The following is a 26,239-nucleotide window of genomic DNA, read 5'->3' as shown; positions in this document are numbered from 1 at the left end:
GACGAACTGGCGGCAGCCGCGCGCACGGTGCCGCAGGCTGCACCCCCGTCGATCACCGACACCATCGGCACGATCATGCACGCGGGTTCGGTAGACGAAGCCATTGCGGCGGCCGAACAGTCGGTCGCGGGTGGCGCGGCGGCCGGCATTGCACATGGCCAGCAGCTGCTGCATGCGGCTGGCGTATCGACACCGGCAGCGGTGGAAGCCACGCCGACACCCGAAGCGCTGCAGGCCGATCGCGCGTTCTATGAAGAACAGGCCCAACGCGCGCAGCAACAGATGCGCGAACAGGCGTTCGATCAGACGCAGGCCAACATCACGCCCCCGGTGCCGGATAACGCCTTCGCACAGCGCGAAGCGGATCTGGCTGCCCAGACTGACGCGCTGCGCACGCAAGGCTTCAAGACGGCCGAACAGGAGCACAACGCGCTGCAGGCGGATCAGGCACCGGCTGTCACCGAAGCGCAGGGCTTCAATCAGCCAGCTGCACCGTCGACGCTTTCGGGTGCGATGGGCGCGGAACTCACGCGACTGGGCAAACGCAATCTCAACAACCTGACCACGACGCAGCTGGGCGCGCTCGCGGCGCATCACCCCGACCCGGCGATTCAGGATCAGGCCGCCCAGATCGCAGCAGGCCGGCGCAACGCGCAGCTGGTGGCAGACGTGCAGGCGAACCCTGAGAACGTCAGCACTGTGTCGGCTAACGGCGCCATGATGCACGGCGTCGCGGCACCGGTTGAACCGGAGTTCAGCGGTGAGCGGGCCAATACAACAAATACGGCCGCTGACGGGCTGCCGGTCACGCGGACGACTGACGTAACGCCCGACCTCACGACAGAGGCGCCTGCGGGCTCTCCTGCAGCGGTTCCTGCGCGTTCTCTTGCCGACACGGCTCCTGAGCTGCAGCCGCTGAAGGCTGCGATGGACGCCGACGCCCGCGCACGTGGGCAGGATGCAGCACCGGGACTGGTGCCCATCGACACAGCGTCACTCCCGGAAACCCGCACGGCGGCCAGCAATGGCGTCGAAGGCGCCACTACGCTGTCACAGTCCGACGCGGGACTGCTCCAGAAGACGGCCGCGATCTTCGGCAAGAAGGTCGTGCTGTTCCGGCAGGAAGGTGAGACGGGCGGCCACTCGACCGAAGGCGCGGTACTGCCGGGTGATGCGAAGACCATCTACGTGAACGCGGACGCGGCCGGCGCGCACCATCTGGTGATCGTCGGGCACGAGCTGGCGCACCAGATGCAGGCCGAAGCGCCGAATCTATACAAGGGTCTGCAGGACGCACTGCTCGCGCATGCGGGAGAAGGCAGCCAGAACGCCTTCTACCGGTACTACACGAATCGCGCCGACATGTCGGACGAACAGGTGCGGCAGGCAATGGCTGACCCCGGCGTGCGGCAACGCATGACCGACGAATTCATTGCGGATCTGGTGGGCAACCGCTTCGGTGAGTACCGTACGTGGCAGCAGGTGTTCGCTGACGCGGCCGGGCCGAAGGCCGATCGCTCGCTGGTCTACCGTATCGCGGACTTCATCACGTCGTTTATCGACAAGCTGCTCGCCAACACCGGCTTTCGCAAGTTCGCGACCGACGACATGGTGGGCAACCTCACTGCCGTGCGTACGCAGGTGCGCCGCGCGCTCAGTGACTATGCGACGCAGGCGGGCACGAAGCCGATGCAGCATGAGGCTGACATGCTGCGCGCCCGGCGTGACAACAAGGTCGAAGGCAACCAGCCGAAGCTCGTGGAACCGGTGAAAGCCGAGCCGCGTGCCGACGTCGGCGCAGAGCCGAGCAAGGCAGCGCCGGCACCCGTGGCGCCGCGTGAGCCGGAACCGTCGCAGGGCAGCATACCGATCAAGAAGTTTGGCCAACCCGTTAAACAGTTTGGACAGCCTCGCGCCGCCCTTCCGACCGAGTCGACCGAACGTGGTAGTGTTCAAATTAACCAGCAGGAGCAAAGCAATGACCGAGAAGCAACCGACAGAACCGCAGAGCGCAACGCAACCGGAGAAGCCGTATCTGCCACCAGCCCCGCTGCGCGAGAACTTCAGCAGTCAGGAGTCGTTCGAGGAAGCGCTCAGTGGCTGGCAGAGCAGAGTCGGTCGCATCAAGGGAATGATCTCGCGGGACTCCCGTCAAAAGTAGAAATCGAGGGGCTGGGTGAAGTCGAGTTCCACTCCTTCAAGCCCGCGCAGGATGCCGCCCGTGCCTATGCCGACGAACATCGCATCGACTATGCGCCGCCGAAGACCTACGCCAAAGTGGACCCGCAACGGGCCACGCGCATCGCCCACGAGTTCGATGCGCTGAAGGACAATCCCACTGACCCGGTTGTGCGGGCATCGTATGACGCGATGATTCGCGAGACTGTCGCTCAATACGAGGCGGCGCTCAAAACAGGGCTGAACGTCGAGTTCATCAAGCCCGATCAAGACGACCCGTATGCGGCATCGCCCCGGCTCATGCAGCTGGACGTGGCGAACAACAATCACATGTGGGTGTTCAGTACGAAAGATGGCTACGGGTCCGACTTCATGGACCCACGCAATCCGATGATCGCTGAGACGGAGCATCAGATCAGCGGACAGCCAGCGCTGGTCAACGATCTCTTCCGCGTTGTGCATGACTACTTCGGGCACGTGAAAGATGGTGTCGGCTTTCGGGCTGACGGTGAAGAGAACGCATGGCGCTCGCACATGGCTATGTACTCGGATCTGGCACGACGTGCGGCCACCACTGAAACACGCGGGCAGAACAGCTGGGTCAATTACGGCCCGTACGCTGAAGCGAACCGTACGGCCGCCGGCGCCGACACGCACTTCGCGGACCAGAAGATCGGTCTGCTGCCGGAATGGGTGAGTGAGGAAGGGCGCGGCGACGAAGAGCCGTCTACGGCAGCCGGTGAGGAACGCGCACAGGCTAACCCCTCGTCGGGCGATCCGCAGGTGCGTGCCAGTGGTGAACGCGCGTTGTATCTCGGCAAGCTCGATGCGGCGCAGGAGGCGGCGGCGCGGGCAGTCGGTGGCATCACCGTCACGAAGACCTACAAGGAACAGATCGATTCTTTGCGCAAGGATCTCGGGGCGAAATTAACGCAGGGCATCGCCGACGAGTTCTACCCGATCAAGAAGCTGGACTCCGACCTTTCACTGTTCTACGCACTGAGCGCCCGGACAAAATGTAGGGAGGCAGCATGATCGAAGAGATCGCCGGAGAAATCGAACTGATTGCCGTCGAGCGGATCCGCGTGCTCAACCCAAGGACACGCAACCGACGGGTACATCTCGAACTGGTGCGGAGTATCGAGTCGGTTGGCCTGAAACGACCGATTACTGTTTGCCATACCGAGGGAACCGAGGAAATTGGCAGCTACGACCTCGTTTGCGGACAAGGTCGCCTTGAAGCCTTTTCCATGCTGGGGCAAAAAGTAATACCCGCCCGCATCATTAGTGCCACCGAGCGTGAATGCCTGATCAAAAGTCTCGTCGAAAACATTGCACGAAGGCAGTCCCGACCTGTCGAGATCCTTGAAAATATAACGATACTCAGACATCGCGGCTATTCCAACGCGGACATTGGCCGCAAGATCGGCTGTTCTGCGGAATGGGTGAAGAATATCGCGGGTCTACTCGACAAAGGAGAAAGACGTCTTCTAACTGCGGTGGAGGCGGGCCATATTCCGCTAAGCCTCGCTGTCGACATAGCTCGCAGCACAGATTCAGAGTGCCAGAATCTCTTGATGGATGCGTACAACCGAGGCGAGCTGAAGGGTAGAAAGATCAGCGTCGTGCGGAAACTTCTCGAAGTGCGCGCCAATTCCGGAAAGGCATCGGGCCGTGGGGAATCGTACAAGGCGCGGCCTCGAACCTACAAGCCCGACGAATTGCGTAAGCTATACGAACTTGAGGCGAACAAACACAAACTGATCATCAAGCGGTCCGAGTTCACGCAGGGTCGACTGATGGGCGTTATCGAAGCTTTCAAAGAGCTTCTCCAGCTCGACGAATTCATTCAACTGCTTTCGGATGAGAAGCGAAACTCGATGCCTGAATTCCTCAAGGCGGCTGTCCTGCGCAAAGACGGCGGTGCGACATGAACGATCGACAGACTCCGAAACAAGTTGCGATGGGATTCGAACGAAAGTGTGTACGCCTCGCCATCGAGTCGCTGCGTCCAAATAAGCTTCTAGGCGCCGCCGTCAAGAAGAGCAAAAAATATGGGCAAATCCTAGCCTCCGTGCGTGCGATCGGTCTTGTTGAGCCCATTGTTGTGATTCAACATCCAGCAGAAGCCGGCGCCTTTCTCGTGATTGACGGCCACGTTCGGCTCGAGGCCTTGCGCGACTGCGGTGTCGAATCAACGGATTGTCTTGTCGCTCTCGACGACGAGGGATTTACCTATAACAAACGTCTCAATGGATTAGCCGTCGTTCAGGAACATCGGATGATTGTGCGGGCTCTGGATCAGGGGGTTCCAGCTGAGGATCTCGCAGCAGCGCTCGGCATTTCGGTCGACTCGTTGCGCGCACGCTTTCGGTTGCTCAATGGTGTGTGCAATGAGGCAGCTGCGATACTTGGAGACAAGCAGTGCCCGCTCGGAGTCTTCAATGTGCTCAAGAAAATGAAGGCGTTCCGGCAGATCGATGCAGCAACTCGAATGGTAGATTTCAACAATTACTCGGTCAAATTCGTAATTGCTATGCTTGAGTCCACGCCGCCAGATCAACTCGTGGCACCGACAACCGCGGACCAGAGGCGAAGCGGGTCGGCGGAGGCCAATGCACGCCTCGAACGTGAGGTCGCCGCTTTGCAGGTTGAGACGCGGCTGTATGACCAGAACTATGGCCGCGATTCAGGGTCTTCAATGCCGAGATGTCGCTGTCGGTGAACAGGTTCTCTTTTCCCTGCGCCTTCAGTTGCTCGGCGCGTTGCGCCGCGACCCACAAGAAAAACCGGCCGTGTTCACCATCGAGACTCGACAGCACCTTCGCAAAGCCCGTGTCATGCGCATTGACGTCCAGCACGCCGTCGCGCAGGAAGGGCTTGCCGTACAGCATCAGCGCTTCAAGGCCGCCGTTTTCAGCCCCCTTCGATAGGCGCGTCTGCATGTAGGCTTCATCGAATCGATATGCTTCAAGGAAGAATTGATTTTCTTCTTTCAGTTCCTGAAAATCGGCCGGAAAATCTATGGACGGAAGGACGAAATAGTCATGTGCGAACGAGTTGGTGGCGTCCATGCGAACGATCACCGTCAAATCCGGCATCAGCGCGCGATCGAGATGGACCACCCAGCGACGACTGCCTGACGATGCCGTCTTGCATCGCACCACCACCACCGAAACGGTGAATTCGCCGTTGACCAGTAGCAGGTCAGTAACTGCTGCGCGAGCAACCCACCCGCCCGAGTGTTCTATGCCACGCACTATTTCATCGACCATAGATGGATGCAGACGCCGCAGTGCCTCGTTGATTGTGAGGTAGCGGAAGTCTCGCTTGGGCTGGAAGCCGACCAGCGAGTATGCGCGCAGCAATCCACCGAATCTCGTGACATAGGCACTACTGGATGGAATGTCGTCACGTTCGTCGATGACCCATCCGGACAGGAAGCCGGTTTGCAATAGCACGGACCGTAGCGCGTTAAGCATTTCATCATCGGACATGCGCTGGTGTCGCTGTGCCACGATCTCTCGGGCGGCATAGAAAAGTTCAGGCGGGACAATTGGCTGGAACGCACCGTCGCTCCGGATCCACTGGTCCGGAGGGTTGCGCCTATGTTCGATCTTCAGCTTGAACGACGTGCGGTTCCAGACGTTGTTGCCGATGTACTTTTCGTTGGTTAGCACCTGATGTACTGTCGAACGGGTCCATTGGCGGCCAAGGTCGGTGAGAACACCGCATGCGTTCAGGTGATCCGCGATCTGCCTTTCCGACCAACTGCTCCGGACAAACCATTCATACATCTTGGCGACCACAGCGGTTTCCTCGGGCGGCCCCGGAACGAGAATGACCCGATCGGTTTGAATGCTTTTGTGCTGTCCGCGAGCCAAAACCTCCTTGGGCCGCCGTTGCGAATCGACCAAAAGACGACGGAGTCCAAAGCCGGGCGTTCCACCCTGCCGGACTTTAAGCAGGATCAGCGTGCGTTGCCCAGCGAAGACTTTATGCGACAGATTTTTGCTGAAATCCCCCGACGCCATTCGGCGAACTTGCCTAACCAGCCCAGCAACTGGACTACCATCGTTGGCGATGTCGTCCTCGCAATAGATCACCCGAATGCCGGCCCGTCGACATAACTGCTCATAGAAGCTACTTTCATCAGCATCCTGAAAGCGTCCCCACCGACTGATGTCATAGACCAGAATAACGTTGAAATCGGCTTTGCCTTGCGTGACATCACTGATCAGCGCCTTTAGACCGGGGCGTCCTTTGAACGTGAGCCCGCTCTTGCCTTCGTCTGCGTAAGTACGCACTACACACATGTGGTGCGCATCGGCATAGTCGGCAATGGCGATACGCTGATTTTCGGTCGAGTATTGCTGATGGTCAGTCGACATGCGTAGGTATTGCGCAGCAGGCGTACGCACTATGCCGTCCGTGTGTTCTAGTTCGCGATCAGGCCCGAAAGACATCGCGCTTCTCCTTTCTCCGATCACGCTCCGAAAAGCAGACTGCGCCCGTTAACATGTCAGCTTGATGACCAGCGGGTAATTTCAAACAGTCGGTCTCACCAACGGGCGTCGTCGGCTTCAAACCAGCGCTCTGTGATCGATTATCTGCAGCATTGCGCCGCGCGAGAAAACTATGGCAAGACACGTCTATCACCACTACGTGCCGCGATTTTTGCTGGAGGGTTGGTCGACTTCCCACCAGCTCACTCGATTCCAATGGGTGCGGGGCACGCTGGAAGTTAGGAAAGTCGGGACAAAACGAATCGCAGGCCGCGAACACCTTTACGCTCTTCACCACGTTCCGGATGACCCTCAATTCGTTGAACGAGAGTTCATGGGACCATTGATCGACGATCCGGCGGCCCGGGTGTATCGGAGGATGCTAGCGTCGCGGGATGCGCTGTCCGACAATCAGCGAAGCGTGTGGACACGCTTTCTCATGTCTCTTCGTGTGCGGGCACCCGATGTCATAGACCGATTACGCGATGACGCAGCCGATGAATTGACGCGTCGGCTGGTTGAGCAACCGGACGGATATGACGCGCTGCGTGGATCCGGCGACCCGGCGACACTGTTTGATTTCATGGAAACGCATCGCCCGGGTTTCATTGCTGACTTCGGCATCCGCATGCTTCCAGATCTGATGAACCACGCTCCGATCGCGCAGAAAATCTTTCAGATGTATTGGTGGACGCAGAGATTCGATGCAGCGACCGTAGACCTGTTGACATGTGATCGCCCGTTGATCATCACGCCAGCGCTCAACGATCCGGGATGCATCCTAGCGCTGCCGCTCACACCTCGGCTGGCCTTCTTTGCCACGCACACCTTGGACGTCGCCAAGCGGGTGGGGTCGACGCCGGCCAGCCGACTGGCGCGCGCGTTGAACCAAGACACGGTAAGAGTGGCGGATAGACAGGTCTATGGCGCGAATGACCGCCAAGCAGAGTTCGTGCGACGACATTTCAGGCGACCAGCTGCAGACGTTTAGGGCAGTGCAATCGAACAACGTCAGACAGATTTCGCTGCGGGTGAGCGCGAGCGCACCCCGAAGCGGAGGTAGCGACGTGCGGCTAGCACAGCGGCTAACACGAAGCAGCCCATGAACACGCCCATCATGGGCACGTGCATCGAGAAGAACGCGATGCTGGCGAACCCCCATCGAAACGCGCCGCCGATGCAGAGTAAAAGTCCAGCGCATCGGAGCCACCACGGAAAACGTGGCGCCGCGAAGGCTGCAATCATCGTGATGCAGGACAGTATCTCGAATGCGTTGTTCATGGATCGCCTCTCGTCGCCGGTGCGATTAGTGCGGATCCCCCGCCCGGGTATAACAACTGGCTGCAATCACTGCGCTGAATCGCCACGCTCGAAAGTTTACGCCCTTTTCTTGTTCACATGACAGGGGTCCGGGGCATGTGGCCATCGACTATCTCAGTACCGAAACGCCGCATCTATCGCGCGCCCGCGCGCGTACGCGCGAGGGATTAGGCAAAAGCGATGCCGGCACGCCTTAGGCATTATAGGGGCCATATCGCGCAAGCGTCCGACCAGCTGGTGTTGCAAGCGGTGTCAACGCCTGTCCGAAGTCTCGCCGACTATGACAGAGACAGTCACTGTCCCATAGTTGCATTCGTCGATATGCCATGCCGCCGGCCGGTGCCGCGATCTGCCTAAACGTCCTCTCCCGCTAGATTGGATTGTCAGCGCCGCGCTTTCTTCGCCTTGGGGCTAGGTTCGAGCTTGGGCTTGAGCCCGCGTTCCCTGCAATATCTCTCAAGCGCGGATTCTCCTGTTGACGAACCTGTGACCAGCTTCGGCGTCGATCGCAGTTGCGCTCGAATTGGCGGCGCCTTCTCCACGCGGCACGACTGCAGGTAGGTTTCCAGATCTTCCTTACTGAACACAATCCGGCTGCCGATCCGATAGCAGGGAATCGGCCCGCCCGGTGCGGCAAGGTCGTACACGTGTCTAGGCGACACGCCAAGGAACACAGCTGCTTCGTTTGCGCTGAGCTTGTCTATGCTGGACTCCGCAATGGTTCGCATAACGCTAGCGCGGTCTTTATGCCTCGCGAAGGCGACGCGCGCAGATCTCGTAAACACCCTGCACGACCGGCGACCGGTAATCCAGCCGCCACCCGTCAGTGAAAAGCTTTGCAAGCGATGGCTCGTCTCGTGGAATCGAGGTCGAGAACACGTGCGGCGCCAGTTCGGTCGACAAATGAGCGAGTCTAGCCCGTTCTGACCAGTCAAAGTTTGCGCCGTTGGCACTCTGCCATATCCGTGCAGACTCCACCAGATGGTCGGTTCGAAGCCATGTACCGGTCCGCGCCTCCGCGATCAGGTGGCCAACGACAAGGTAGCAGAGCAGTTCGGCGCGTGCCTCGTCGTCAACATTGTCGAGCGCCGGCATCATCTGCTCCTCAAGCTCAGATTCCAAACGCGACAATATCATCGACTTAGGCGTCGCCAGATACCTGCCTTCGAATCGGCGGTGCCGCTGATGCGCTTACCGAAGGTGGCCGAACAGTTTTTGAGAGTAAGGAGCGAAACCATGTCACTCAATTTCCGCCCTGTCGTGTGGGTCACAGTCGAAAAAGCAGCCGAGCTGACCGGCCGTTCGATGGACTCGTTTAACCATCTGGTGCGCGACGGCCGGCTGGTTGAGGGCAAGCACTGGAAATGGTCTCCGGACAACCGACGCCACATCAACCTTGAGGCTTACGACGAATGGGTCGAAACCAGCAGTTCGAAGGGGTCTACGCGCGGGAGGCGTCCATCCATGTCGGCTCCCACTGCGAATGAATGAGATGAACGCTGAAGACGGAAGATTGCGCCTTTGGAGTGTCGAATCTGATGCTGGCTGGCGTTAGCAGCATCTCAATAAGGGGGATACGAACGACGGTCAGCGGCCACCGCTATTCGCACTGACCGCAACTATCGGTGGAGGAAGCAAGAACCCCGCAGATGACGGATTTGACGGCGAGGCGCCGTGCGGATCAGTGCTGGAACCTGTGAGATTCGCGGTACTTATTGAGGTGGGCATCGTTTCGGTCAATCGGATTCTTGCGCTCATCTTCGCGCAGCTTTTGGAGATAAGCGGCCTTCTGTTTTTCGATAGCCTGTGTTTCCGCTATTGCGATACGACTATCATCGATGTTGTGAATTACGCGAATTGATTGAGCAAAACCACCCAGCCAAAGGCCCAAAAACGGCACCATCACGTAGGCGACAGTATACGATCCGACGGACCACTTGAGCATGCCTGTTCCAAGCGGTATGCACAACAGCGCTATGGCCAAGGCAATGCTATTGAGAGCGATCGCTTGAAGGATGCCCTTGCGGAATCCCCGGGTGCGAATGGTTGCCGTTCGCTTCTGATCGCTCGTCAGATCGTCCAGCTTTTCCAAGGCAGACAAACGGTTGAAGGCGATGGCCCATGTAGAGGTGAGCGCCACCGCAATCGCTCCCAAGATGCCCCCGAATCCTGTTGAACTGGCTACGGTCGTGACGACGTCGGGCGCCCATCTGTTGAGCGCCCACGCTGTTGCCAAACCGAAGATTAATCCAAGGATTCTCACGGTGCTTTCAGTCGACCCTTATCGTTCCCGTATCAATTATGGACTCTAGCCACGCTCGCATGGTCTCATATGCGTCACTGACGTCCAGCACGCCATCATAGCTAGCTACTGATTTAAAGCTTTGAACACGCAGCGCAGACCCGTCCATGCGCCCCATACCCCTCACCTCGGCTTTGAAGAAGCTCGGATCTTCCACATGACGCAATTCGCGCATGATCTTCTTCATGATTTTGTCAGACGAGTCGTCGTCTTTCCGGTGCCCGACGACTTTAATCTGGAGGTTAACCTGAATGTCAGGGGCCTCTGTCAGTTCGTCAACTTTCAGTGCCGAAAATTCCTTTTCAGAGAGTAGGCCCTTTAGGACGTCCAAGCCAATCCCTTTTGCAAATTTGCTGACCGCAGCTGCAGACTTCGCGGCGACGCCCTTGCCCGGCGCAACTTCGCTGATCAGAGGGGCACCGATGGTCAGGCTTTTCACGGGTGCACTCTGGAGTTTTTTCCTCGTTTGCTCCGGGATGGCGTCGGTGAGTTCAACGCGCTGGTTGCTTGCCATAGTACTGGCATATTCAAACAGCCAGTTAAGGTGCGCTTCCAATTCCTGCACGCGTAATGCTTTCGACTGGATGATTACGACGTGATTGTCCCGAATGCCAAAATACAGCGGTGTCTCGGTGAATTGCTTTCCGTCGGGTGGCGCGAGCTGGCTGACATCCAGTTCGTCTTTCTCCTCATCCACGGCTGTCTCAATAACCAGGTGATGTGTACCCGGCGAATACAGCGTGAGAACGCCAAAAATGAACCCGGCGTATTCCCGTGGGGAATTTATCAGGCGCACCCACTGCTGGGCGCCGCTGGCTGACGGCGTCGCGCTGCCGTCAGTAATGACCTCATTTCGTTTTGTGACCTTGAGCTTACGAACAGATCGAGAGACAAGGTCTTGTAGGGTGACCTTCGATGGTTGCAAGAAGCCAGCTTGCTTATAGAACAGCTGCTTCGGGAGAGCCTTACGGGCCACGTTGATCCCCTCTTTTTCTATGTATGACCGCGAACGTTCTGGTGGCCCCACGTCTTCGGATCTGCGTACAGATCCTAAACTGATATGAGTCGACAGCGGCGCCAATCTTCGGATGATTGAATGTCGTCCGCGATTGTGATTCGATGAACGTCGCGGCGCAAGCATCAACTTACGGGGAAGGCCGCTATTTTGTATCAGCCAGTGGAGAGACACTGCAACGCGGCCGGAACTGCATCACAAGAATACGGTTACACAGCGGTTACATAGCGTCGGAAAAAGAAAAAGGGCTTGCCAGTTAAAACCGGCAAACCCTTGTGTAGCTTGGTGGGGCGTGAGTGACTCGAACACTCGACCTACGGATTAAGAGTCCGCTGCTCTACCAACTGAGCTAACGCCCCAACAGACTGCGAATTATGCACGAGTTCCCAACGCTTGCCTAGCCCCTTTCGCAGATTTCCTAAAAAAATCTATCGGACGGCGCCTGCAAACGCGCCAGAAACCAGCCGCCAAACCCGCGCGCGCTCCAGAACACTTACTCCATCCGCGCCCGGTATGATGACGCGACAACACGCCGCGCCGGCCCGCGCGGCTCGAACCGGGGACACACGATGGACGACAACGCAATCCGTGAACTGCTAGACCGCGTACTCGCGCCGTGGGTGCGCGCGCTTGCGCTGACGCCCGTCAAGGTCGGCGAAGACAGCGCCACGCTGCGTCTGCCGTTTTCTGGCGAACTGCGGCATTCGGGCGGCGTGATCTGCGGGCAGGTTTTCATGGCAGCCGCCGATACCGCGATGGTCGTCGCCATTTCGGCTGCGCTCGGCGGCTTCAAGCCGATGACTACCGTCTCGCTCAACATCAGCTTCATGAAGGCGGTCCGCAAGGGCGACGTGCTCATTACCGCGCGGGTGCTGCGCCTCGGCCGCAATCTCGTATTCGGCGAAGTCGAACTGCTCGACGAAGACGGTCGGCTGGCCGTCCATGCCACCACAACCTACGCGCTGCTCGACTGAACCGGGCCGCGCAGTATTCATGACGCGTCGCGGTCGGGGCGGCGCACTGAGGGAAACACTCACGATGTTCGATCAGGTCGTATTCGCAGGCGGCGGAAATCGCTGCTGGTGGCAGGCGGGTTTCTGGGACGTCGTCCAGCCCGAACTGCACATCAAACCGCGCGTGATCGCCGGCATTTCGGCGGGCGCAGCCACGGCGTGCATGCTCTATACGAACGAATCCGACTGGGTGATGCGCTACTACGAGCACGCGCTGCGCGAAAACACGAAGAACGCATACTGGGGCAACCTGCTGCGCGGGCAATCGGTGTTTCCGCACTACCGCATCTACCGGCAGGCGCTGCTCGATATCTATGGCGAGCGTTTCGCGGCGCTCGCGAAAGCGCCCGAAATTCGCATCGGCGTGTCGCATCTGCCGCGCTGGCTGGGCGCGCGGAGCGCCGTCGCGGCGGGACTGATCGCGTACAACATCGAAAAATACGTCCGCAAGACGCTGCATCCGACGCTCGGTCAGACGCTCGGCTTCCATCCGGAATTCGTGCGCGCGCAGGATTGCGCGACCGTCGAGGATCTTGCCGACCTGATCCTGCAATCGTCGAGTACGCCTCCGTTCACGCCGGTTTTGCGACGCAACGGCCGCCCGGTGCTGGACGGTGGAATGGTCGATAACGTGCCGGTCGGCGCGCTCGATGAAACGCCCGGCATGGTGCTCGTGATGGTGACGCGGCTCTACCCGCGGCCGCAGATGTTCGTCGTGCCGCATGGCACGCAGCAGCGTCTATACGTGCAACCGTCGCGCAAGGTGCCGATTTCGAGCTGGGATTACACCAGCCCGTCGCAAATGCAGCACGCATACAACCTCGGTCGCGTCGACGGCGAGCAGTTCCTGCAGCGCATGCCCGAACTGCTGAGCGCCGCCGCTCACGAATGACGCGCGACGTGCCCGAATCCGGACACGTGTTGCGAGTAAAAGCGGGCGGCCCGCTTATCGGCGCCGTCCGCCCTGCAGCGCTTCCGGATTCGCGACGCTCGACGTGTCGCCTCCATCGAATGCGAGGATGTTCTTGAACGCCGCGCCGAAGTACAGCTCGTAGCTCTCGCGTTCGACATAACCGATGTGCGGCGTGCAGATCACGTTCTCCATCCGCAGCAGGCTGTAGCCCTGCAGGATCGGCTCGCTTTCGTACACGTCGATTGCCACCATGCCCGGCCGGTTGTGCGAAAGCGCGCCCATCAGCGCATTTTCTTCCAGCAGCTCGGCGCGGCTTGTGTTCACGAAGAGCGCAGTCGGCTTCATGCGCATCAGGTCGTGCTGCGTGACGATGCCGCGCGTGTCGTCGTGCAGGCGCAGATGCAGCGACAGTACGTCGCTCTGCTCGAACAGCGCTTCACGGCTTTCGGCGACGTTGTAGCCATCTTCCTTCGCCGCCTCGCGCGAATGTTCGCGCCCCCAGATCAGGACGTTCATGCCGAATGCCTTGCCGTAGCCGGCCAGCAGCCGGCCAATCTTGCCGTAGCCCCAGATTCCGAGCGTCTGGCCGCGCAAAACGGTGCCGAGCCCGAAATTCGGCGGCAGTGCCGAGGTCTTGAGACCCGACTGCTGCCAGGCCCCTTGCTTAAGGTTTGCTACGTATTGCGGAATGCGTCGCTGGGCGGCCATGATGAGTGCCCACGTCAGCTCGGCGGGCGCGATCGGTGAACCGCTGCCTTCCAGCACGGCGATGCCGCGTTCGGTACACGCGGCCATGTCGATGTGGCTCGATGCCTTGCCCGTCTGGCTGATCATGCGCAGATGCGGCAATTTATCGAGGAGTTGCGAGCTGATGCGCGTACGTTCGCGAATCAGGACCAATGCGTCGACTTCGGCCAGACGGCTTGCAAGCTGGCCCAGACCGCGAACGGTATTGTTGAAAACCTTGACTTCATGGTCGGCCAGCAACTGGAAGCAATTGAGCTTGCGAACGGCGTCCTGGTAATCGTCGAGGATGGCAATCTTCATGGCGTTGTGTTTTGCGGCGCACCTAATGGGCGCGGAACGGAGTGATAAGCTGAATGTCCCAACATGTGATTCGCACGCATGCTGGTACTGCGGATTGAAGCCCTGTCGAACGGGGGCCGGAACATAGGCCCATTTCAGGCAGGCAGGATTCACCCCTGTTTTTAACAGTTTGTTGCTAAACGATGCAAGCCGCTTTACAGACGGTTTCGAACAACAGGCTGGCGGGCCCACGACGTCATGCACAATCAGGCGGGCCGGAACATCGGCGAAGCTGGGTTGGACGCCTCTCGCGAGCAGCGTTGCTGGGCTGGTTACCGTTTTTCTTTTAATAACAGAACGGAGACAGCTCGATGAATCATCCCGCATTTAATGGTCAGGCAGCCGTCGAGGCACCGGCCTGGATCCGACACCGAAAACTCATCGACTGGGTTCAGCGCGTGGCCGCGCTGACGAAGCCGGAGCGTGTTGTGTGGTGCGACGGCTCGCAGGAAGAGTATGACCGTCTGTGCGCGCAGATGGTCGCGGCCGGCACGCTTACGCAGCTCAATCCGGCAAAGCGCCCGAACTCGTATCTCGCATGCTCAGACCCGTCCGATGTGGCGCGCGTCGAAGACCGCACGTTCATCTGCTCGCAGCGCGAAGAAGACGCCGGCCCGACGAACAACTGGATTGCACCGGCGGAAATGCGCTCGACGCTCGACGGTCTTTTCGACGGCGCGATGCGCGGCCGCACGATGTACGTCGTGCCGTTTTCGATGGGGCCGCTCGGTTCGCCGATTGCGCACATCGGCGTCGAACTCAGCGACAGCCCGTACGTGGTGACAAACATGCGCATCATGACGCGCATGGGCCGCCAGGTGTACGACGTGCTTGGCGAGGACGGCGACTTCGTGCCGTGCGTGCACTCGGTCGGCGCGCCGCTTGCCGCCGGCGCGAAAGACGTGCCGTGGCCCTGCAACGACACGAAATACATCGTCCATTTCCCCGAATTGCGCGAAATCTGGAGCTACGGCTCGGGCTACGGCGGCAACGCGCTGCTGGGCAAGAAATGCTTCGCGCTGCGAATCGCATCGACAATGGGCCGCGACGAAGGCTGGCTCGCCGAACACATGCTGATTCTTGGCGTGACGTCGCCGGAAGGGCGCAAGTATCACGTCGCAGCGGCGTTTCCGTCGGCGTGCGGCAAGACGAACTTCGCGATGCTGATTCCGCCAGAAGGCATGAACGGCTGGCGCATCTCCACCATCGGCGACGATATCGCGTGGATCAAGCCGGGCAACGACGGACGCCTGTACGCAATCAATCCAGAAGCGGGCTACTTTGGCGTCGCGCCGGGCACGAGCGAAAAGACCAACTTCAACGCGATGGCGACGCTGAAGGAAAACGTCATTTTCACGAACGTCGCGCTGACGGACGACGGCGACGTCTGGTGGGAAGGCATGACCGACGAACCGCCCGCGCACCTGATCGGCTGGCAGGGCGAGGACTGGACACCTGCGATCGCGAAGGAAACCGGGCGCAAGGCGGCGCACCCGAACGCCCGCTTTACGGCGCCGGCGTCGCAATGCCCATCGATCGATGCCGACTGGGAGAACCCGGCTGGCGTGGCGATCGACGCGTTCATCTTCGGTGGCCGCCGTTCGACCACCGTGCCGCTCGTCACCGAAGCCCGCAACTGGGTCGAGGGCGTCTACATGGCCGCGACGATGGGTTCCGAAACCACGGCCGCAGCCGCCGGCCAGCAGGGCGTGGTGCGCCGCGACCCGTTCGCGATGCTGCCGTTTTGCGGCTACAACATGAGCGATTACTTCGGCCACTGGCTGCGGACCGGCGAGCGCCTCGCGCGCCTGAACGTGCAGATGCCGAAGATATTCTGCGTGAACTGGTTCCGCAAAGGCGCCGACGGCAAGTTCGCGTGGCCGGGTTTCGGCGAGAACATGCGCGTACTGCGCTGGATGGTCGGCCGGATCGAAGGCAAGGCGAAGGGCGCGGAACACGCGTTCGGCGTTTCGCCGGCCTACGAGGACATCGACTGGAGCGGCCTGGAATTCACGCGCGACCAATACGACGAGGTGATTTCAGTCGACGACGTCGCCTGGCGCGAGGAGCTCGATCTGCACGCGCAACTGTTCGATACGCTGGAGCGGGGCCTGCCGCCCGCGTTGCAGGAGACGCAGACAGCGCTACGTAACCGGCTCGCCGCGTGACAGTGTGAGCACCCGCTTCGCTTTGGAAGCCGCCTTCCGGCGGCTTTTTTGTGTCCACGGTTTGGGAAAATTCTTGCTGCTTTCGGGGCACTTTCGGCAGTTGCGCAATGGCTTTCGGCATTTTGCGCAACGATTGTTTCAGCAGCCACTTACCTTGCATTGTTTCCATCTTGGGAACAATTGAGCAGGGCACTTCCCACTAAAGGGCACAATCGCACAAATTTTTATCTAATCGCCAAGTTTCCAGGCAACTTCTGCAGGATTTCCGGAGTCGGAGGAGAATTCGCCATTCGCAGTTCGCTTCGCCTCTACGGGAAGAAAAAAGCTGTAACACGCAGGAGTTGTCTTATGGATCATTTGCAGTCGATGCGGGTTTTCGTCAAGGTGGCGGATCTCGGTAGCTTTGCCCGCGCAGCCGGTGCGATGGATATCTCGAATGCTGTCGCGACCCGGCATGTGGCCGACCTTGAAGGTCGGCTTGGCACACGGCTTCTCAACCGGACAACCCGTAGCCTCTCGCTGACCGAGTCCGGTCAGGTTTATCTCGAACGCGCGCGCCAGATTCTCGACGAGCTGGAAGACGTCGAACAGATGGTGGTGGCGCGCAATCACGAACCCGTCGGCACGCTGCGCATCGTCGCGCCCGTGGTGTTCGGGCTTCACAACCTCGCGCCGGTGCTGCAGACGTACGCCGAGCGCTATCCGAAAGTGATCCCCGACGTTACGCTGGTCGACCGGCAGGTCGATCTCGTCGAAGAGGGATTCGATGTCGGCGTCGTGATCGCGCGTCATATGCGCAGTGCGAGCATCGTGACGCGGCGCCTGACCACCGGCTGCATGACTGTGTGCGCGACGCCGGCGTACCTGGAAAAGCACGGCACGCCGACGCGTCCCGAGCATCTCGCCGAACATCCGTGTCTCTCGCTGCCCTCCGAATACTGGGGCGACGAGCGCGTCTTCACGGGGCCGGACGGCGAAGTGCGCGTGCGTCCAACGAACGTGATCGTCGCGAACAACACAGAGATGCTGCGCCAGTTCGCGATGCTCGGCATGGGCATCGCGATCCTGCCAAGCTATCTGATTGGCCGGGATACGACACGCGGCAAGCTGGTACGGCTTCTCAGCGATTACCGTTTGCCGCAGGTCGAAATCAACATCGCGTATCCGAGCCGTCGACATCTGCCGGCCAAGGTGCGCACGTTCATCGATCACCTGGTCGAGCACTTCAACCAGACGCCGAACAGCCAGCTTGGCGAGCAATGGGTCAAGGACGGCCTTGTGCGCCCGTCAGCGCCAGCGATGGCGCCTTCGTCGGACCGTATGCCGCCCGAGGCGTTCGACGGCGCTGAGCCTCTGTCAAGCCTGCTGGACAGCGAAGTTCCGGCGGCCAAGCCGATCAAGTCCAGTTTGCGGCCGCGCCCGACGGCGCTATCTCCGCTTTGAGTCGGCGGCCGATGACGTAAAAAAAGCGCAGCCATCAGGCTGCGCTTTTTCATTGCTGCGCGCTGCGTCGAGCCGGCGCGCGCCGTAATGCCTACGAGCCGGTCTTGCGCGCGACAGCCTTCTTCGCCGGCGCTTTCTTTGCGGCTGCGGTTTTGGTTGCGGCGGTCCTGGTCGCGGTCGTTTTGGCCGCCGTTTTCCGTGCCGGCGCAGCCTTGGCCGTAGCGCCTTCTTCCTGCGCTTCGGTTTCCGCGTCGCCGCCAGCACTTGCGGCCTTTTTGGCAGCCGTCTTCGCCGCGGTTTTCGCCGACGGCTCCTTCTTCTCGAACTCGAAGCCAATCTTGCCGTCGCTCTGCTTCACGAGGAACGCCTTGAAGTTGCGACCCGTACGCGACGACTTGAAGTTCGTCAGCAGATCCGTGCGCCCTTCTTCGAGCAACTTCGACATCTGTTCGCGGCTGATTTCCTGCTGAAGGATGACCTTGCCCGAACGGAAGTCGCAGGTTTTCGGATTCGCCACCGAGTTCTCGCAGACGAAGCTCATGCCATGCTCAAAGACGCGCGCCTTGCATTTCGGACAGGCGCCGACCGGTTCCTGCGCGGAGAAATCAGGCGCTTCGCCGTCTTCGCCGCCTGAATCCTGACCGAAATCAAACTCGAGCTTGTAGTTCTTCGTTTCGTCATCGAACGAGAGCTTGAGGATCGCTGAAAACGGGCGCCCCATCTTGCTGCGAAAGCCCGAGAGCGGACCGATCGTCTTGTTCTGCAGCAGTTCTTCGACTTCGGGAATCTCGAACTGACGGCCGCCCGGAATTTTCGAAATCGAGAATTCGCATTTGGAACACGCGAAGCGCCGGTAGTTCTCCTTGACCTGGCCGCCGCAATTTGGACACGGGGTTTCAAGCGTGGCGTAGTCGCCGGGAATCGTGTCCGAGTCGTATTCCTTTGCGCGCTTGACGATGGTTTGCGTCATGCGGGCAATTTCCTGCATGAACTCGTCGCGCTTGAGGTTGCCGCGCTCCATCTGCGCGAGCTTGTGTTCCCACTCGCCCGTGAGTTCTGGCGCAGTGAGTTCCTCGACGCCAAGACCGCGCAGCAGCGTGGTCAGCTGGAACGCCTTGGCAGTCGGAATCAGATCGCGGCCTTCGCGGATCAGATACTTTTCGCCCAGCAGACCTTCGATGATGGCGGCGCGTGTGGCCGGCGTGCCGAGCCCCTTGGCCGCCATCGCCTCGCGCAGTTCGTCATCTTCGACGAGCTTGCCCGCGCCTTCCATCGCCGACAGCAGCGTGGCTTCGTTGTAGCGTGCCGGCGGTTTGGTGACGAGCTGTTGAGCCGCGACCTTGTCGGTCTTGACCTTCTCGTCCTTCTTCACGGGCACGAGGTTCGCGTCTTCGCCGCTGATTTCGCGGCCGTAGATCTGCAGCCAGCCGGGCTCGACCAGCACCTTGCCTTCGGTCTTGAAGTGATGACCGACGACTTCTGTGATGCGCGTCGTCACCTTGAACTCGGCAGCCGGGAAGAACACCGCGAGGAAGCGCTTCACGACGAGGTCGTACAGCTTCTGCTCCGGCTCGGACAGCGCCTTCGGCGCCTGCAATGTCGGGATGATTGCAAAGTGGTCGCTGATCTTCGAATTGTCGAAGATGCGCTTGTTCGGTTTCACCCACCCCTTGTCGAGTACCTGCTTTGCGAACGGCAGGTAGTTGTTGCTCTCCTTCAGCATATCGAGCGTGCTCTTCACGGTCTCGATATAGTCTTCCGGCAGCGCGCGCGCATCGGTACGCGGGTACGTCAGCACCTTGTGCTTTTCGTACAGCGCCTGGGCGAGACCGAGCGTGTTCTTCGCCGAAAAGCCGAAGCGGCCGTTGGCTTCACGCTGAAGGCTCGTCAGGTCGAAGAGCGCGGGCGAGAGTTGCGTCGACGGCTTCGATTCTTCCGTCACCGTGCCGATCTGGCCGCGGCACGCGGCGACAATCGTTTCGGCAGCCGGCAGGCTCCAGAGACGCGAATCGCGTTTTTCCGGATCGAACTCGTCTTTCCTGAATTTCGGGTCGTACCAGCGGCCTTCATAAAAGCCCGCCGAACAGACGAACTCCGCCTTCACTTCCCAATAGTCACGCGGCACAAAGCGGCGAATCTTCTCTTCCCGCTCGACGACGATCGACAGCGTTGGCGTCTGCACGCGCCCGACGGTTGTCAGGAAGAAGCCGCCGCCCTTGCTGTTGAACGCGGTCATTGCCCGCGTGCCGTTGATGCCGACAAGCCAGTCGGCTTCGGACCGGCAGCGCGCTGCATCGGCGAGCGGCTGCATTTCCTCGTCGCTACGCAGACGGGCGAAGCCGTCGCGGATCGCGGCCGGCGTCATCGATTGCAGCCAGAGGCGCTGCACGGGTTGCTTCGCCTTCGCGTGCTGCGCGATCAGACGGAAAATCAGCTCGCCTTCGCGCCCCGCGTCGCATGCGTTCACGAGCCGGTCGATGTCCTTGCGCTTGAGCAGCTTCGTCAGCACCTTCAGCCGCGACTCGCTTTTTGCGATCGGATTCAGATCGAAATGCAGCGGGATGACCGGCAGATTGGCGAAACTCCATTTTCCGCGCTTGACTTCGTATTCCTCGGGCGCCGCGATCTCGAGCAAATGCCCGACCGCCGACGAAAGGACGTAGTCATCGCTTTCGAAGTATTCGTCATGCTTGGTAAAGCCGCCCAAAGCGCGCGCGATGTCGTTCGCGACGGAAGGCTTTTCGGCGATGATCAGTGCTTTGGACATGACTGGGATGTGAGTATGTGGATCGGGTTTGTGGCCCTTTAACGACCGCTTTATAGCACACGCCACTGAAACGGCGATTCTCGTGCTTCAAAAAAGCGGCTCATCATAATGGGGTGTCCGCCAGTCCGGCAAGCGGGGCTCCCGCACCTGCGTGAGATCTGGCAGCCTTGCTGGCTGTGCGTTCTGGCGCCTGGCGCGGCCTCGCTCAGCCCGCCGGCGACCTGCCGTAACGCGTCTTCGCACGGCGCAATTGCTCAACAGTCTCGCCGGCTGGCGATGCTTTCAGGCAACAGCCAGCGCCGGCCGGATTTTTGGCGCGCCTGTGATGCCCGGCAGCGCCGTGGACTCGGCCAGCATGCGCTCGACGATGCCCGCTTGCGGAAGCACGGTGCCGAAAAAGCGCGTGGTATGGGCGTCTTCGATCAGGATCGTCGGAAAATTTTCCACGTCCAGATCGTCGAAACGGTCCGCGTGGGTTTCGATATCGATCCACGCAAAGCAGATATCGGGATGACGGTCCGCCAGCTGGTTGAACGCGTCACGATACTCGCGGCACGTTCCGCACCACTCCGCACACAGACACGCGACAAACAACGTGTCGCGATCATTGATGCGCTCGGCGATCCGGTCCTGATCGGTGTCGAGATTCAGCGCGGGCATGGCAATTCCTTGCGTATTTATGTCAGGTGCTTTGGCGCGAATGTAGCATGGCGCGCCGTCAGGTGTGGCTCGCCCGGACGAAGCGGCCGCCCGGCAATACGCTCAGGTGGCCTGCCAGTTCCAGTTGCAGGAGCGTGGCTTGCAGCGTGGTCCCATCCATTTCGGTGCGTGTGGCGAGAATTTCAAGCGTGGCCGGCGAATGGCCGAGCGCATCGAGCAGCCGTCGGGCTTCCGGGGCGAGCGAAGCCGCGATATCCGGGGCCGCACGGTGCGACGGCGCTGCTGCGGGAATCTCGAACCCGAGTTCTTCGAGGACGTCTTCGGGTGTTTCGACCAGCTTCGCGCCCTGCTTGATCATGCGGTGACAGCCACGCGCGAGCGGCGCGTGAATCGAGCCGGGAATGGCGAACACGTCGCGTCCCATTTCATTCGCGAGACGGGCGGTGATCAGCGATCCGGAGCGCATGGCCGCCTCGACGATGAGCACGCCGCTCGACAGCCCCGCAATGAGCCGGTTGCGTTGGGGAAAGTGAGCGGAGCGGGCCGGCGTGCCGAGCGGCCATTCCGACACGATGACGCCCGACGCTGCGATCTGGTGCGCAAGCTGATGGTTCGCGGACGGATACACCACGTCCGCGCCCGTTCCGATGACCGCGACAGTGCTGCCAGACCCGGCGAGCGCGCTGCGATGCGCGGCGGCGTCGATTCCCAGCGCGAGCCCGGATACGACGGCGAGCCCCGCGTCCGACAGCGCCCGCGAAAAGCGCCCGGCATCTTCGACACCTTGCGGCGTCGCGCTGCGGCTACCGACGACGGCGATACTGCGCGCGTGGAGCAGTTCCAGCCTCCCCTTTACATATAGCAGCGGAGGTGGATCGGGCATCCTCAGCAGAGACGGTGGATATGCCGGATCGCCTAGCGTCAGCACCTGGTTGCCCGACGCTTCACGCCACGCGAGGACGGCGGCGAGTTGCTCGTCGAATCCAGGCGCGGGCGGCGCGAGCACGGCCCGCGCGCACGCTTCGTTACTTGCTGCGGCGATCGCGGCGAAGGACTGGCCCAGCAGTGCCTCGGGAAGCCCGAATGCATCGAGAAGCGTGCGCAATACAGCCGGTTTGAGCCCTCGCGCCAGCGAAAGCCGCAGCCATGCGGCGAGTTCAGTGTCAGTCATCGGCAGGGTGCGCATTGCGTGTCAATCCTTTGCGGGCAGCGGCCGGGCGGTCGCCATGCTAAAATTTTCATCATCCGGAATAAAAGCAGCGCCGCGCCCGCCCGCGCGTGCCTTTCAGTCGTGCGTCCAGCCCTGTGTTGAATCGAACTGGTTCGACCGCATATCCTCCGTATAACCCGATGGGCCCACAAGCTGGCCAGATGGCCATGTATGGGGCCCGGCCCGGTATCAGGCTGGAAGCGGCCGTGACGCGCAGCGCTCACTCACTCTCATCAGAACCATGGCTTTACTGAACATCCTCAACTATCCCGACAAGCGCTTGCACAAGATCGCGAAGCCCGTGGAAGTGGTCAACGACCGCATCCGCCGGCTCGTCTCCGATATGGCCGAAACGATGTACGCGGCACCGGGCGTCGGCCTTGCGGCAACGCAGGTCGACGTACACGAACGCGTGATCGTGATCGACGTGTCCGAAACCCATGACGAACTGCAGGCGTTCATCAACCCGGAAATCATCTGGTCGAGCAACGAGAAGAAGCTTTCCGAAGAAGGCTGCCTGTCGGTGCCCGGAATCTACGACAACGTCGAACGCGCCGAGAAGGTGCGCGTGCGGGCGCTGAACGAAAAGGGCGAGACGTTCGAACTCGACTGCGAGGGGCTCCTCGCGGTGTGCATCCAGCACGAGATGGATCACCTGATGGGCCGCGTGTTCGTCGAATACCTGTCATCGCTCAAGCAGACGCGCATCAAGAACAAGATGAAAAAGCTCGCACACGCGATGTAACGCCTTTCCATCCTGCCAAAGCCCCAGTACATGAGCCATTCGCTGCGCGTCATTTTTGCCGGTACGCCGGAATTCGCCGCCGGGGCGCTTGCCGCGATTCACGCGGCCGGTTTTCCGGTGCCACTCGTTCTGACGCAGCCCGATCGTCCTGCCGGCCGCGGCATGAAATTGCAGGCGAGCCCGGTAAAGCGCTTCGCGCTGGAACATGGCCTCGACGTAGCACAGCCGCCTTCACTGCGCCGAAACGGCAAATATCCGGCCGAGGCCGCCGCCGCCATCGACCAGTTGCGCGCGACGCCGCACGACGTCATGGTCGTGGCCGCGTACGGACTGCTGCTGCCGCAGGAAGTGCTCGATATCCCGCCGCATGGCTGCATCAATATTCATGCATCGCTGCTGCCGCGCTGGCGTGGCGCTGCGCCTATCCACCGTGCGATTGAAGCCGGCGACGCCGAAACTGGCATCACACTGATGCAGATGGACGTCGGCCTCGATACAGGCGCGATGCTTACTGATGCCCGCACGCCCATCCATCCCGACGACACCACGGCAACCCTGCACGACCGGCTCGCGCAGGCGGGCGCCAGGTTGATCGTCGAGGCGCTGGTGGAACTCGAGCGCTCGGGCAAGCTCGCGTCCACGCCGCAACCCGCAGACGGCGCGACGTACGCCGAAAAGATCGCCAAACACGAAGCGGCGCTCGACTGGCGGCGTCCCGCCGTTGAGCTTGCGCGCCAGGTTCGCGCGTTCGACCCGTTCCCGGGCGGCGTAGCGACGCTCGAAGACGGCACCGCGCTGAAGATCTGGGCCGCGGCAGCAGTCGATGTTGCCGCTCCGGCAGGCGAAGCTGCGCCTGGCACGATCGTCGAGGTTTCGCCGGAAGGCGTGGTTGTCGCGAGCGGCAGCGGCGCGTTGCGCCTCACGCAACTGCAGAAACCCGGCGGCAAGCGCCTGCCTGTGCGCGAGTTTCTTGCTGGCGCGACCCTCGAGGCCGGGCAGCGTTTCAAGTTGCCGGAAGCGCAGTAATAGAAGCGCCTGCCAGCGCTCGCGCCCCGGTTTTCCGTCTTTCAAGCAGGATCGTAAGGCGATCGAAGTCGTCGCACCCTATGCCGTTCGGCCAGATCGCGCCGCCTCCTCGCGGCGCGTTAGAATCGTTCGTGCATTCCCCACGCGCCCGAGGTTTCAATGTTTGCCATCACCCATTTCGCTTTTTTCGTCGTCGCCGTTTTTCTGCTGAACGTCACGCCTGGTCCGGACACGGCTTATATCGTCGGGCGCAGCGTTGCGCAGGGGCGCGGCGCGGGGCTGATGTCTGCGCTTGGCATATCGGCCGGGTGCTGCGTGCATTCGCTGGCCTGCGCGTTCGGTCTGACCGCGCTGCTGGCCGCGTCGGCCACGGCGTTCACCGTCATCAAGTTCGTCGGCGCGATCTATCTGATCTATCTCGGGGTACGCCTGATCCTCGCGAAGCCGGCGGCAGAGGTGCCCAATGTGGCGACGAGCGTCCCGTCGCGCGCGCCCGGCGCGCCGAAATCGCTGCGTCAGCTTTTCCTGCAGGGTTTCTGGACAAACGTCCTGAACCCGAAGGTCGTGCTGTTCTTCGTATCGTTCTTTCCGCAGTTCGTTACTGCCGATAGCGAGCACAAAACCCTGGCGTTCCTGGCGCTTGGCGTGGTGTTCGTCTTGATGAGCATGGTCTGGAACAGCTTCGTCGCGTGGATCGCTGGCAGCGTGACGCAGCGTTTCTCCGGAAAGCCCGGCGTGAAAAAGTGGCTCGACCGCGGCGTGGGTAGCGCGTTCGTCGGTCTCGGCATCAAACTCGCCACCGCATCACGCTGATTGAATTTTCCTCGCGCGCCCATATCTAACAAATCGCTTACAATCAGCCGCCGCATTGGGCGGCTTCATAGGTGAACCGCATTCGGGCAAGGAGTACAGGAAATGTTTAACTGGGTGAAAACCGCGATGCTGATGGCCGCGATTACGGCCCTTTTCATCGTGATTGGCGGCATGATCGGCGGCTCGCGGGGCATGATGCTCGCGTTCCTGATCGCCATCGGCATGAATTTCTTCTCGTACTGGTTCTCGGACAAGATGGTGCTGCGCATGTACAACGCGCAGGAAGTCGACGAAACCAGCGCGCCGCAGTTTTACCGGATGGTCCGCGAACTCGCCACGCGCGCCAATCTGCCGATGCCCAAGGTGTACCTGATCAACGAAGACGCGCCGAACGCCTTCGCGACGGGCCGCAATCCTGAGCACGCGGCTGTCGCGGCAACGACGGGCATCCTGCGGGTGTTGTCGGAGCGCGAAATGCGCGGCGTGATGGCGCATGAACTGGCACACGTGAAGCACCGCGACATCCTGATTTCGACGGTGTCGGCGACCATGGCGGGCGCGATTTCGGCGCTGGCGAACTTCGCGATGTTCTTTGGCGGGCGCGACGAGAACGGTCGCGCGTCGAATCCGGTTGCCAGCATTGCCGTGGCGATTCTGGCGCCGATTGCGGGCGCGCTGATCCAGATGGCAATTTCGCGTGCGCGCGAGTTCGAAGCGGATCGTGGCGGTGCGCAGATTTCGGGCGACCCGCAGGCGCTGGCGTCGGCGCTCGACAAGATTCATCGCTATGCGAGCGGAATTCCGTTTGCAACCGCCGAGGCTCATCCGGCAACGGCGCAGATGATGATCATGAACCCGCTCGCCGGCGGCGGCATTGCGAACCTGTTTTCGACGCACCCGGCCACAGAGGAACGCGTCGCGCGCCTGATGGAGATGGCGCGCACCGGGCGCTTCGAATGAGATAACGCGAAGGTGCTTCTCCGGATGAAATGAACCGAAGACAAATACGCGCAGGAAGGCATTCGCGTTCCGCAGCCCGAAGGGCGAGCCAGCAGGCTCGCCCTTTTTGTTTCCC

At 60.8% G+C, this 26,239-nt stretch carries 21 protein-coding genes, 1 tRNA gene and 1 pseudogene; 13 read left to right on the top strand and 10 right to left on the bottom strand.

What is annotated here, in order from left to right; translation table 11 throughout:
• Positions 1 to 27: 27 nt before the first annotated feature.
• From LPA36_RS07895 to LPA36_RS29580, 3 genes and pseudogenes are all read left to right on the top strand, one after another.
• Complete coding sequence (locus LPA36_RS07895; protein ID WP_228875559.1) at positions 28 to 3,213, top strand: hypothetical protein; 3,186 nt, start codon at positions 28 to 30, stop codon at positions 3,211 to 3,213.
• Positions 3,210 to 4,112 carry a ParB/RepB/Spo0J family partition protein gene (locus tag LPA36_RS07890; RefSeq protein WP_228875558.1) on the top strand — a complete coding sequence of 301 codons (903 nt, stop codon included), beginning with the start codon at positions 3,210 to 3,212 and terminating at the stop codon, positions 4,110 to 4,112. The genes LPA36_RS07895 and LPA36_RS07890 overlap by 4 nt, the downstream gene beginning before the upstream one ends.
• Positions 4,109 to 4,807 (top strand): annotated as a pseudogene (locus LPA36_RS29580) (plasmid partitioning protein RepB C-terminal domain-containing protein); the annotation flags it as partial. The gene LPA36_RS07890 and the pseudogene LPA36_RS29580, both read left to right, overlap by 4 nt.
• Here the strand turns inward: LPA36_RS29580 and LPA36_RS07885 are convergent.
• Positions 4,713 to 6,644: a recombinase family protein gene (locus LPA36_RS07885; protein WP_228875557.1), complete on the bottom strand. Its 1,932-nt coding sequence runs from the start codon at positions 6,642 to 6,644 to the stop codon at positions 4,713 to 4,715. The pseudogene LPA36_RS29580 and the gene LPA36_RS07885 overlap by 95 nt on opposite strands.
• Positions 6,645 to 6,816: 172 nt before the next feature.
• Here LPA36_RS07885 and LPA36_RS07880 point away from each other — a divergent pair, with 172 nt between their 5' ends.
• A complete protein-coding gene (locus LPA36_RS07880; protein ID WP_228875556.1) occupies positions 6,817 to 7,674 on the top strand; it encodes a DUF4238 domain-containing protein in 858 nt (285 codons plus the stop codon).
• A 20-nt stretch (positions 7,675 to 7,694) separates the two neighbouring features.
• Here the strand turns inward: LPA36_RS07880 and LPA36_RS07875 are convergent, their stop codons facing one another.
• Positions 7,695 to 7,964 carry a hypothetical protein gene (locus LPA36_RS07875; protein ID WP_228875555.1) on the bottom strand — a complete coding sequence of 90 codons (270 nt, stop codon included), beginning with the start codon at positions 7,962 to 7,964 and terminating at the stop codon, positions 7,695 to 7,697.
• Between the two features lie 422 nt (positions 7,965 to 8,386).
• Positions 8,387 to 8,731, bottom strand: a complete 345-nt coding sequence (locus tag LPA36_RS29575; RefSeq protein ID WP_407674227.1) for a helix-turn-helix domain-containing protein — start codon at positions 8,729 to 8,731, stop codon at positions 8,387 to 8,389.
• 298 nt (positions 8,732 to 9,029) lie between these two features.
• On the opposite strand from LPA36_RS29575, the gene LPA36_RS07870 reads away from it, so the two are divergent.
• Entirely contained in the window at positions 9,030 to 9,494 is a 465-nt protein-coding gene (locus LPA36_RS07870) for a hypothetical protein (RefSeq protein WP_228875554.1), read from the top strand.
• A 190-nt stretch (positions 9,495 to 9,684) separates the two neighbouring features.
• Here the strand turns inward: LPA36_RS07870 and LPA36_RS07865 are convergent, their stop codons facing one another.
• The 3 genes from LPA36_RS07865 to LPA36_RS07855 form a co-directional block, all read right to left on the bottom strand.
• Positions 9,685 to 10,266, bottom strand: a complete 582-nt coding sequence (locus tag LPA36_RS07865) for a hypothetical protein (RefSeq protein WP_228875553.1) — start codon at positions 10,264 to 10,266, stop codon at positions 9,685 to 9,687.
• 7 nt (positions 10,267 to 10,273) lie between these two features.
• A complete protein-coding gene (locus LPA36_RS07860) occupies positions 10,274 to 11,281 on the bottom strand; it encodes a hypothetical protein (RefSeq protein WP_228875552.1) in 1,008 nt (335 codons plus the stop codon).
• A gap of 322 nt (positions 11,282 to 11,603) precedes the next feature.
• Positions 11,604 to 11,679: transfer RNA gene (locus tag LPA36_RS07855), tRNA-Lys, on the bottom strand.
• Between the two features lie 210 nt (positions 11,680 to 11,889).
• Here LPA36_RS07855 and LPA36_RS07850 point away from each other — a divergent pair.
• Together LPA36_RS07850 and LPA36_RS07845 are read left to right on the top strand one after the other, a co-directional pair.
• On the top strand, positions 11,890 to 12,294 hold the full coding sequence (locus LPA36_RS07850; RefSeq protein ID WP_228875551.1) for a PaaI family thioesterase: 405 nt from the start codon (positions 11,890 to 11,892) through the stop codon (positions 12,292 to 12,294).
• Between the two features lie 64 nt (positions 12,295 to 12,358).
• Positions 12,359 to 13,225, top strand: coding sequence for a patatin-like phospholipase family protein (locus LPA36_RS07845; RefSeq protein WP_228875653.1), 867 nt, complete (start codon positions 12,359 to 12,361; stop codon positions 13,223 to 13,225).
• A gap of 54 nt (positions 13,226 to 13,279) precedes the next feature.
• On the opposite strand, the gene LPA36_RS07840 is transcribed toward LPA36_RS07845, so the two are convergent.
• Positions 13,280 to 14,293, bottom strand: a complete 1,014-nt coding sequence (locus tag LPA36_RS07840; protein ID WP_228875550.1) for a D-2-hydroxyacid dehydrogenase family protein — start codon at positions 14,291 to 14,293, stop codon at positions 13,280 to 13,282.
• A gap of 350 nt (positions 14,294 to 14,643) precedes the next feature.
• Here LPA36_RS07840 and LPA36_RS07835 point away from each other — a divergent pair, with 350 nt between their 5' ends.
• Positions 14,644 to 16,500, top strand: a complete 1,857-nt coding sequence (locus tag LPA36_RS07835) for a phosphoenolpyruvate carboxykinase (GTP) (protein WP_228875549.1) — start codon at positions 14,644 to 14,646, stop codon at positions 16,498 to 16,500.
• A gap of 348 nt (positions 16,501 to 16,848) precedes the next feature.
• Positions 16,849 to 17,943, top strand: coding sequence for a LysR family transcriptional regulator (locus LPA36_RS07830; RefSeq protein WP_228875548.1), 1,095 nt, complete (start codon positions 16,849 to 16,851; stop codon positions 17,941 to 17,943).
• A 91-nt stretch (positions 17,944 to 18,034) separates the two neighbouring features.
• On the opposite strand, the gene LPA36_RS07825 is transcribed toward LPA36_RS07830, so the two are convergent.
• From LPA36_RS07825 to dprA, 3 genes are all read right to left on the bottom strand, one after another.
• On the bottom strand, positions 18,035 to 20,710 hold the full coding sequence (locus LPA36_RS07825) for a DNA topoisomerase III (RefSeq protein WP_228875547.1): 2,676 nt from the start codon (positions 20,708 to 20,710) through the stop codon (positions 18,035 to 18,037).
• A gap of 282 nt (positions 20,711 to 20,992) precedes the next feature.
• Positions 20,993 to 21,370, bottom strand: a complete 378-nt coding sequence (locus LPA36_RS07820) for a thioredoxin family protein (RefSeq protein ID WP_228875546.1) — start codon at positions 21,368 to 21,370, stop codon at positions 20,993 to 20,995.
• A 58-nt stretch (positions 21,371 to 21,428) separates the two neighbouring features.
• Positions 21,429 to 22,556 carry a DNA-processing protein DprA gene (gene dprA / locus LPA36_RS07815; RefSeq protein ID WP_228875545.1) on the bottom strand — a complete coding sequence of 376 codons (1,128 nt, stop codon included), beginning with the start codon at positions 22,554 to 22,556 and terminating at the stop codon, positions 21,429 to 21,431.
• 265 nt (positions 22,557 to 22,821) lie between these two features.
• Between dprA and def the strand changes: the two genes are divergently transcribed.
• From def to htpX, 4 genes are all read left to right on the top strand, one after another.
• Positions 22,822 to 23,325 carry a peptide deformylase gene (gene def / locus LPA36_RS07810; protein ID WP_228875544.1) on the top strand — a complete coding sequence of 168 codons (504 nt, stop codon included), beginning with the start codon at positions 22,822 to 22,824 and terminating at the stop codon, positions 23,323 to 23,325.
• A 30-nt stretch (positions 23,326 to 23,355) separates the two neighbouring features.
• Positions 23,356 to 24,351 (top strand): methionyl-tRNA formyltransferase, encoded by a 996-nt coding sequence (gene fmt, locus LPA36_RS07805; protein ID WP_228875543.1) that lies wholly within the window; start codon positions 23,356 to 23,358, stop codon positions 24,349 to 24,351.
• 159 nt (positions 24,352 to 24,510) lie between these two features.
• Entirely contained in the window at positions 24,511 to 25,164 is a 654-nt protein-coding gene (locus LPA36_RS07800) for a LysE family translocator (RefSeq protein ID WP_228875542.1), read from the top strand.
• Between the two features lie 102 nt (positions 25,165 to 25,266).
• On the top strand, positions 25,267 to 26,124 hold the full coding sequence (htpX, locus tag LPA36_RS07795) for a zinc metalloprotease HtpX (RefSeq protein WP_228875541.1): 858 nt from the start codon (positions 25,267 to 25,269) through the stop codon (positions 26,122 to 26,124).
• Positions 26,125 to 26,239: the final 115 nt, after the last annotated feature.

The sequence above is a fragment of the Paraburkholderia saeva genome (genome assembly GCF_907164555.1).
GTDB lineage: Bacteria > Pseudomonadota > Gammaproteobacteria > Burkholderiales > Burkholderiaceae > Paraburkholderia > Paraburkholderia saeva.
Note: the sequence above shows the minus strand (reverse complement) of the source record. Positions and strands in the feature narration are given on the sequence as shown.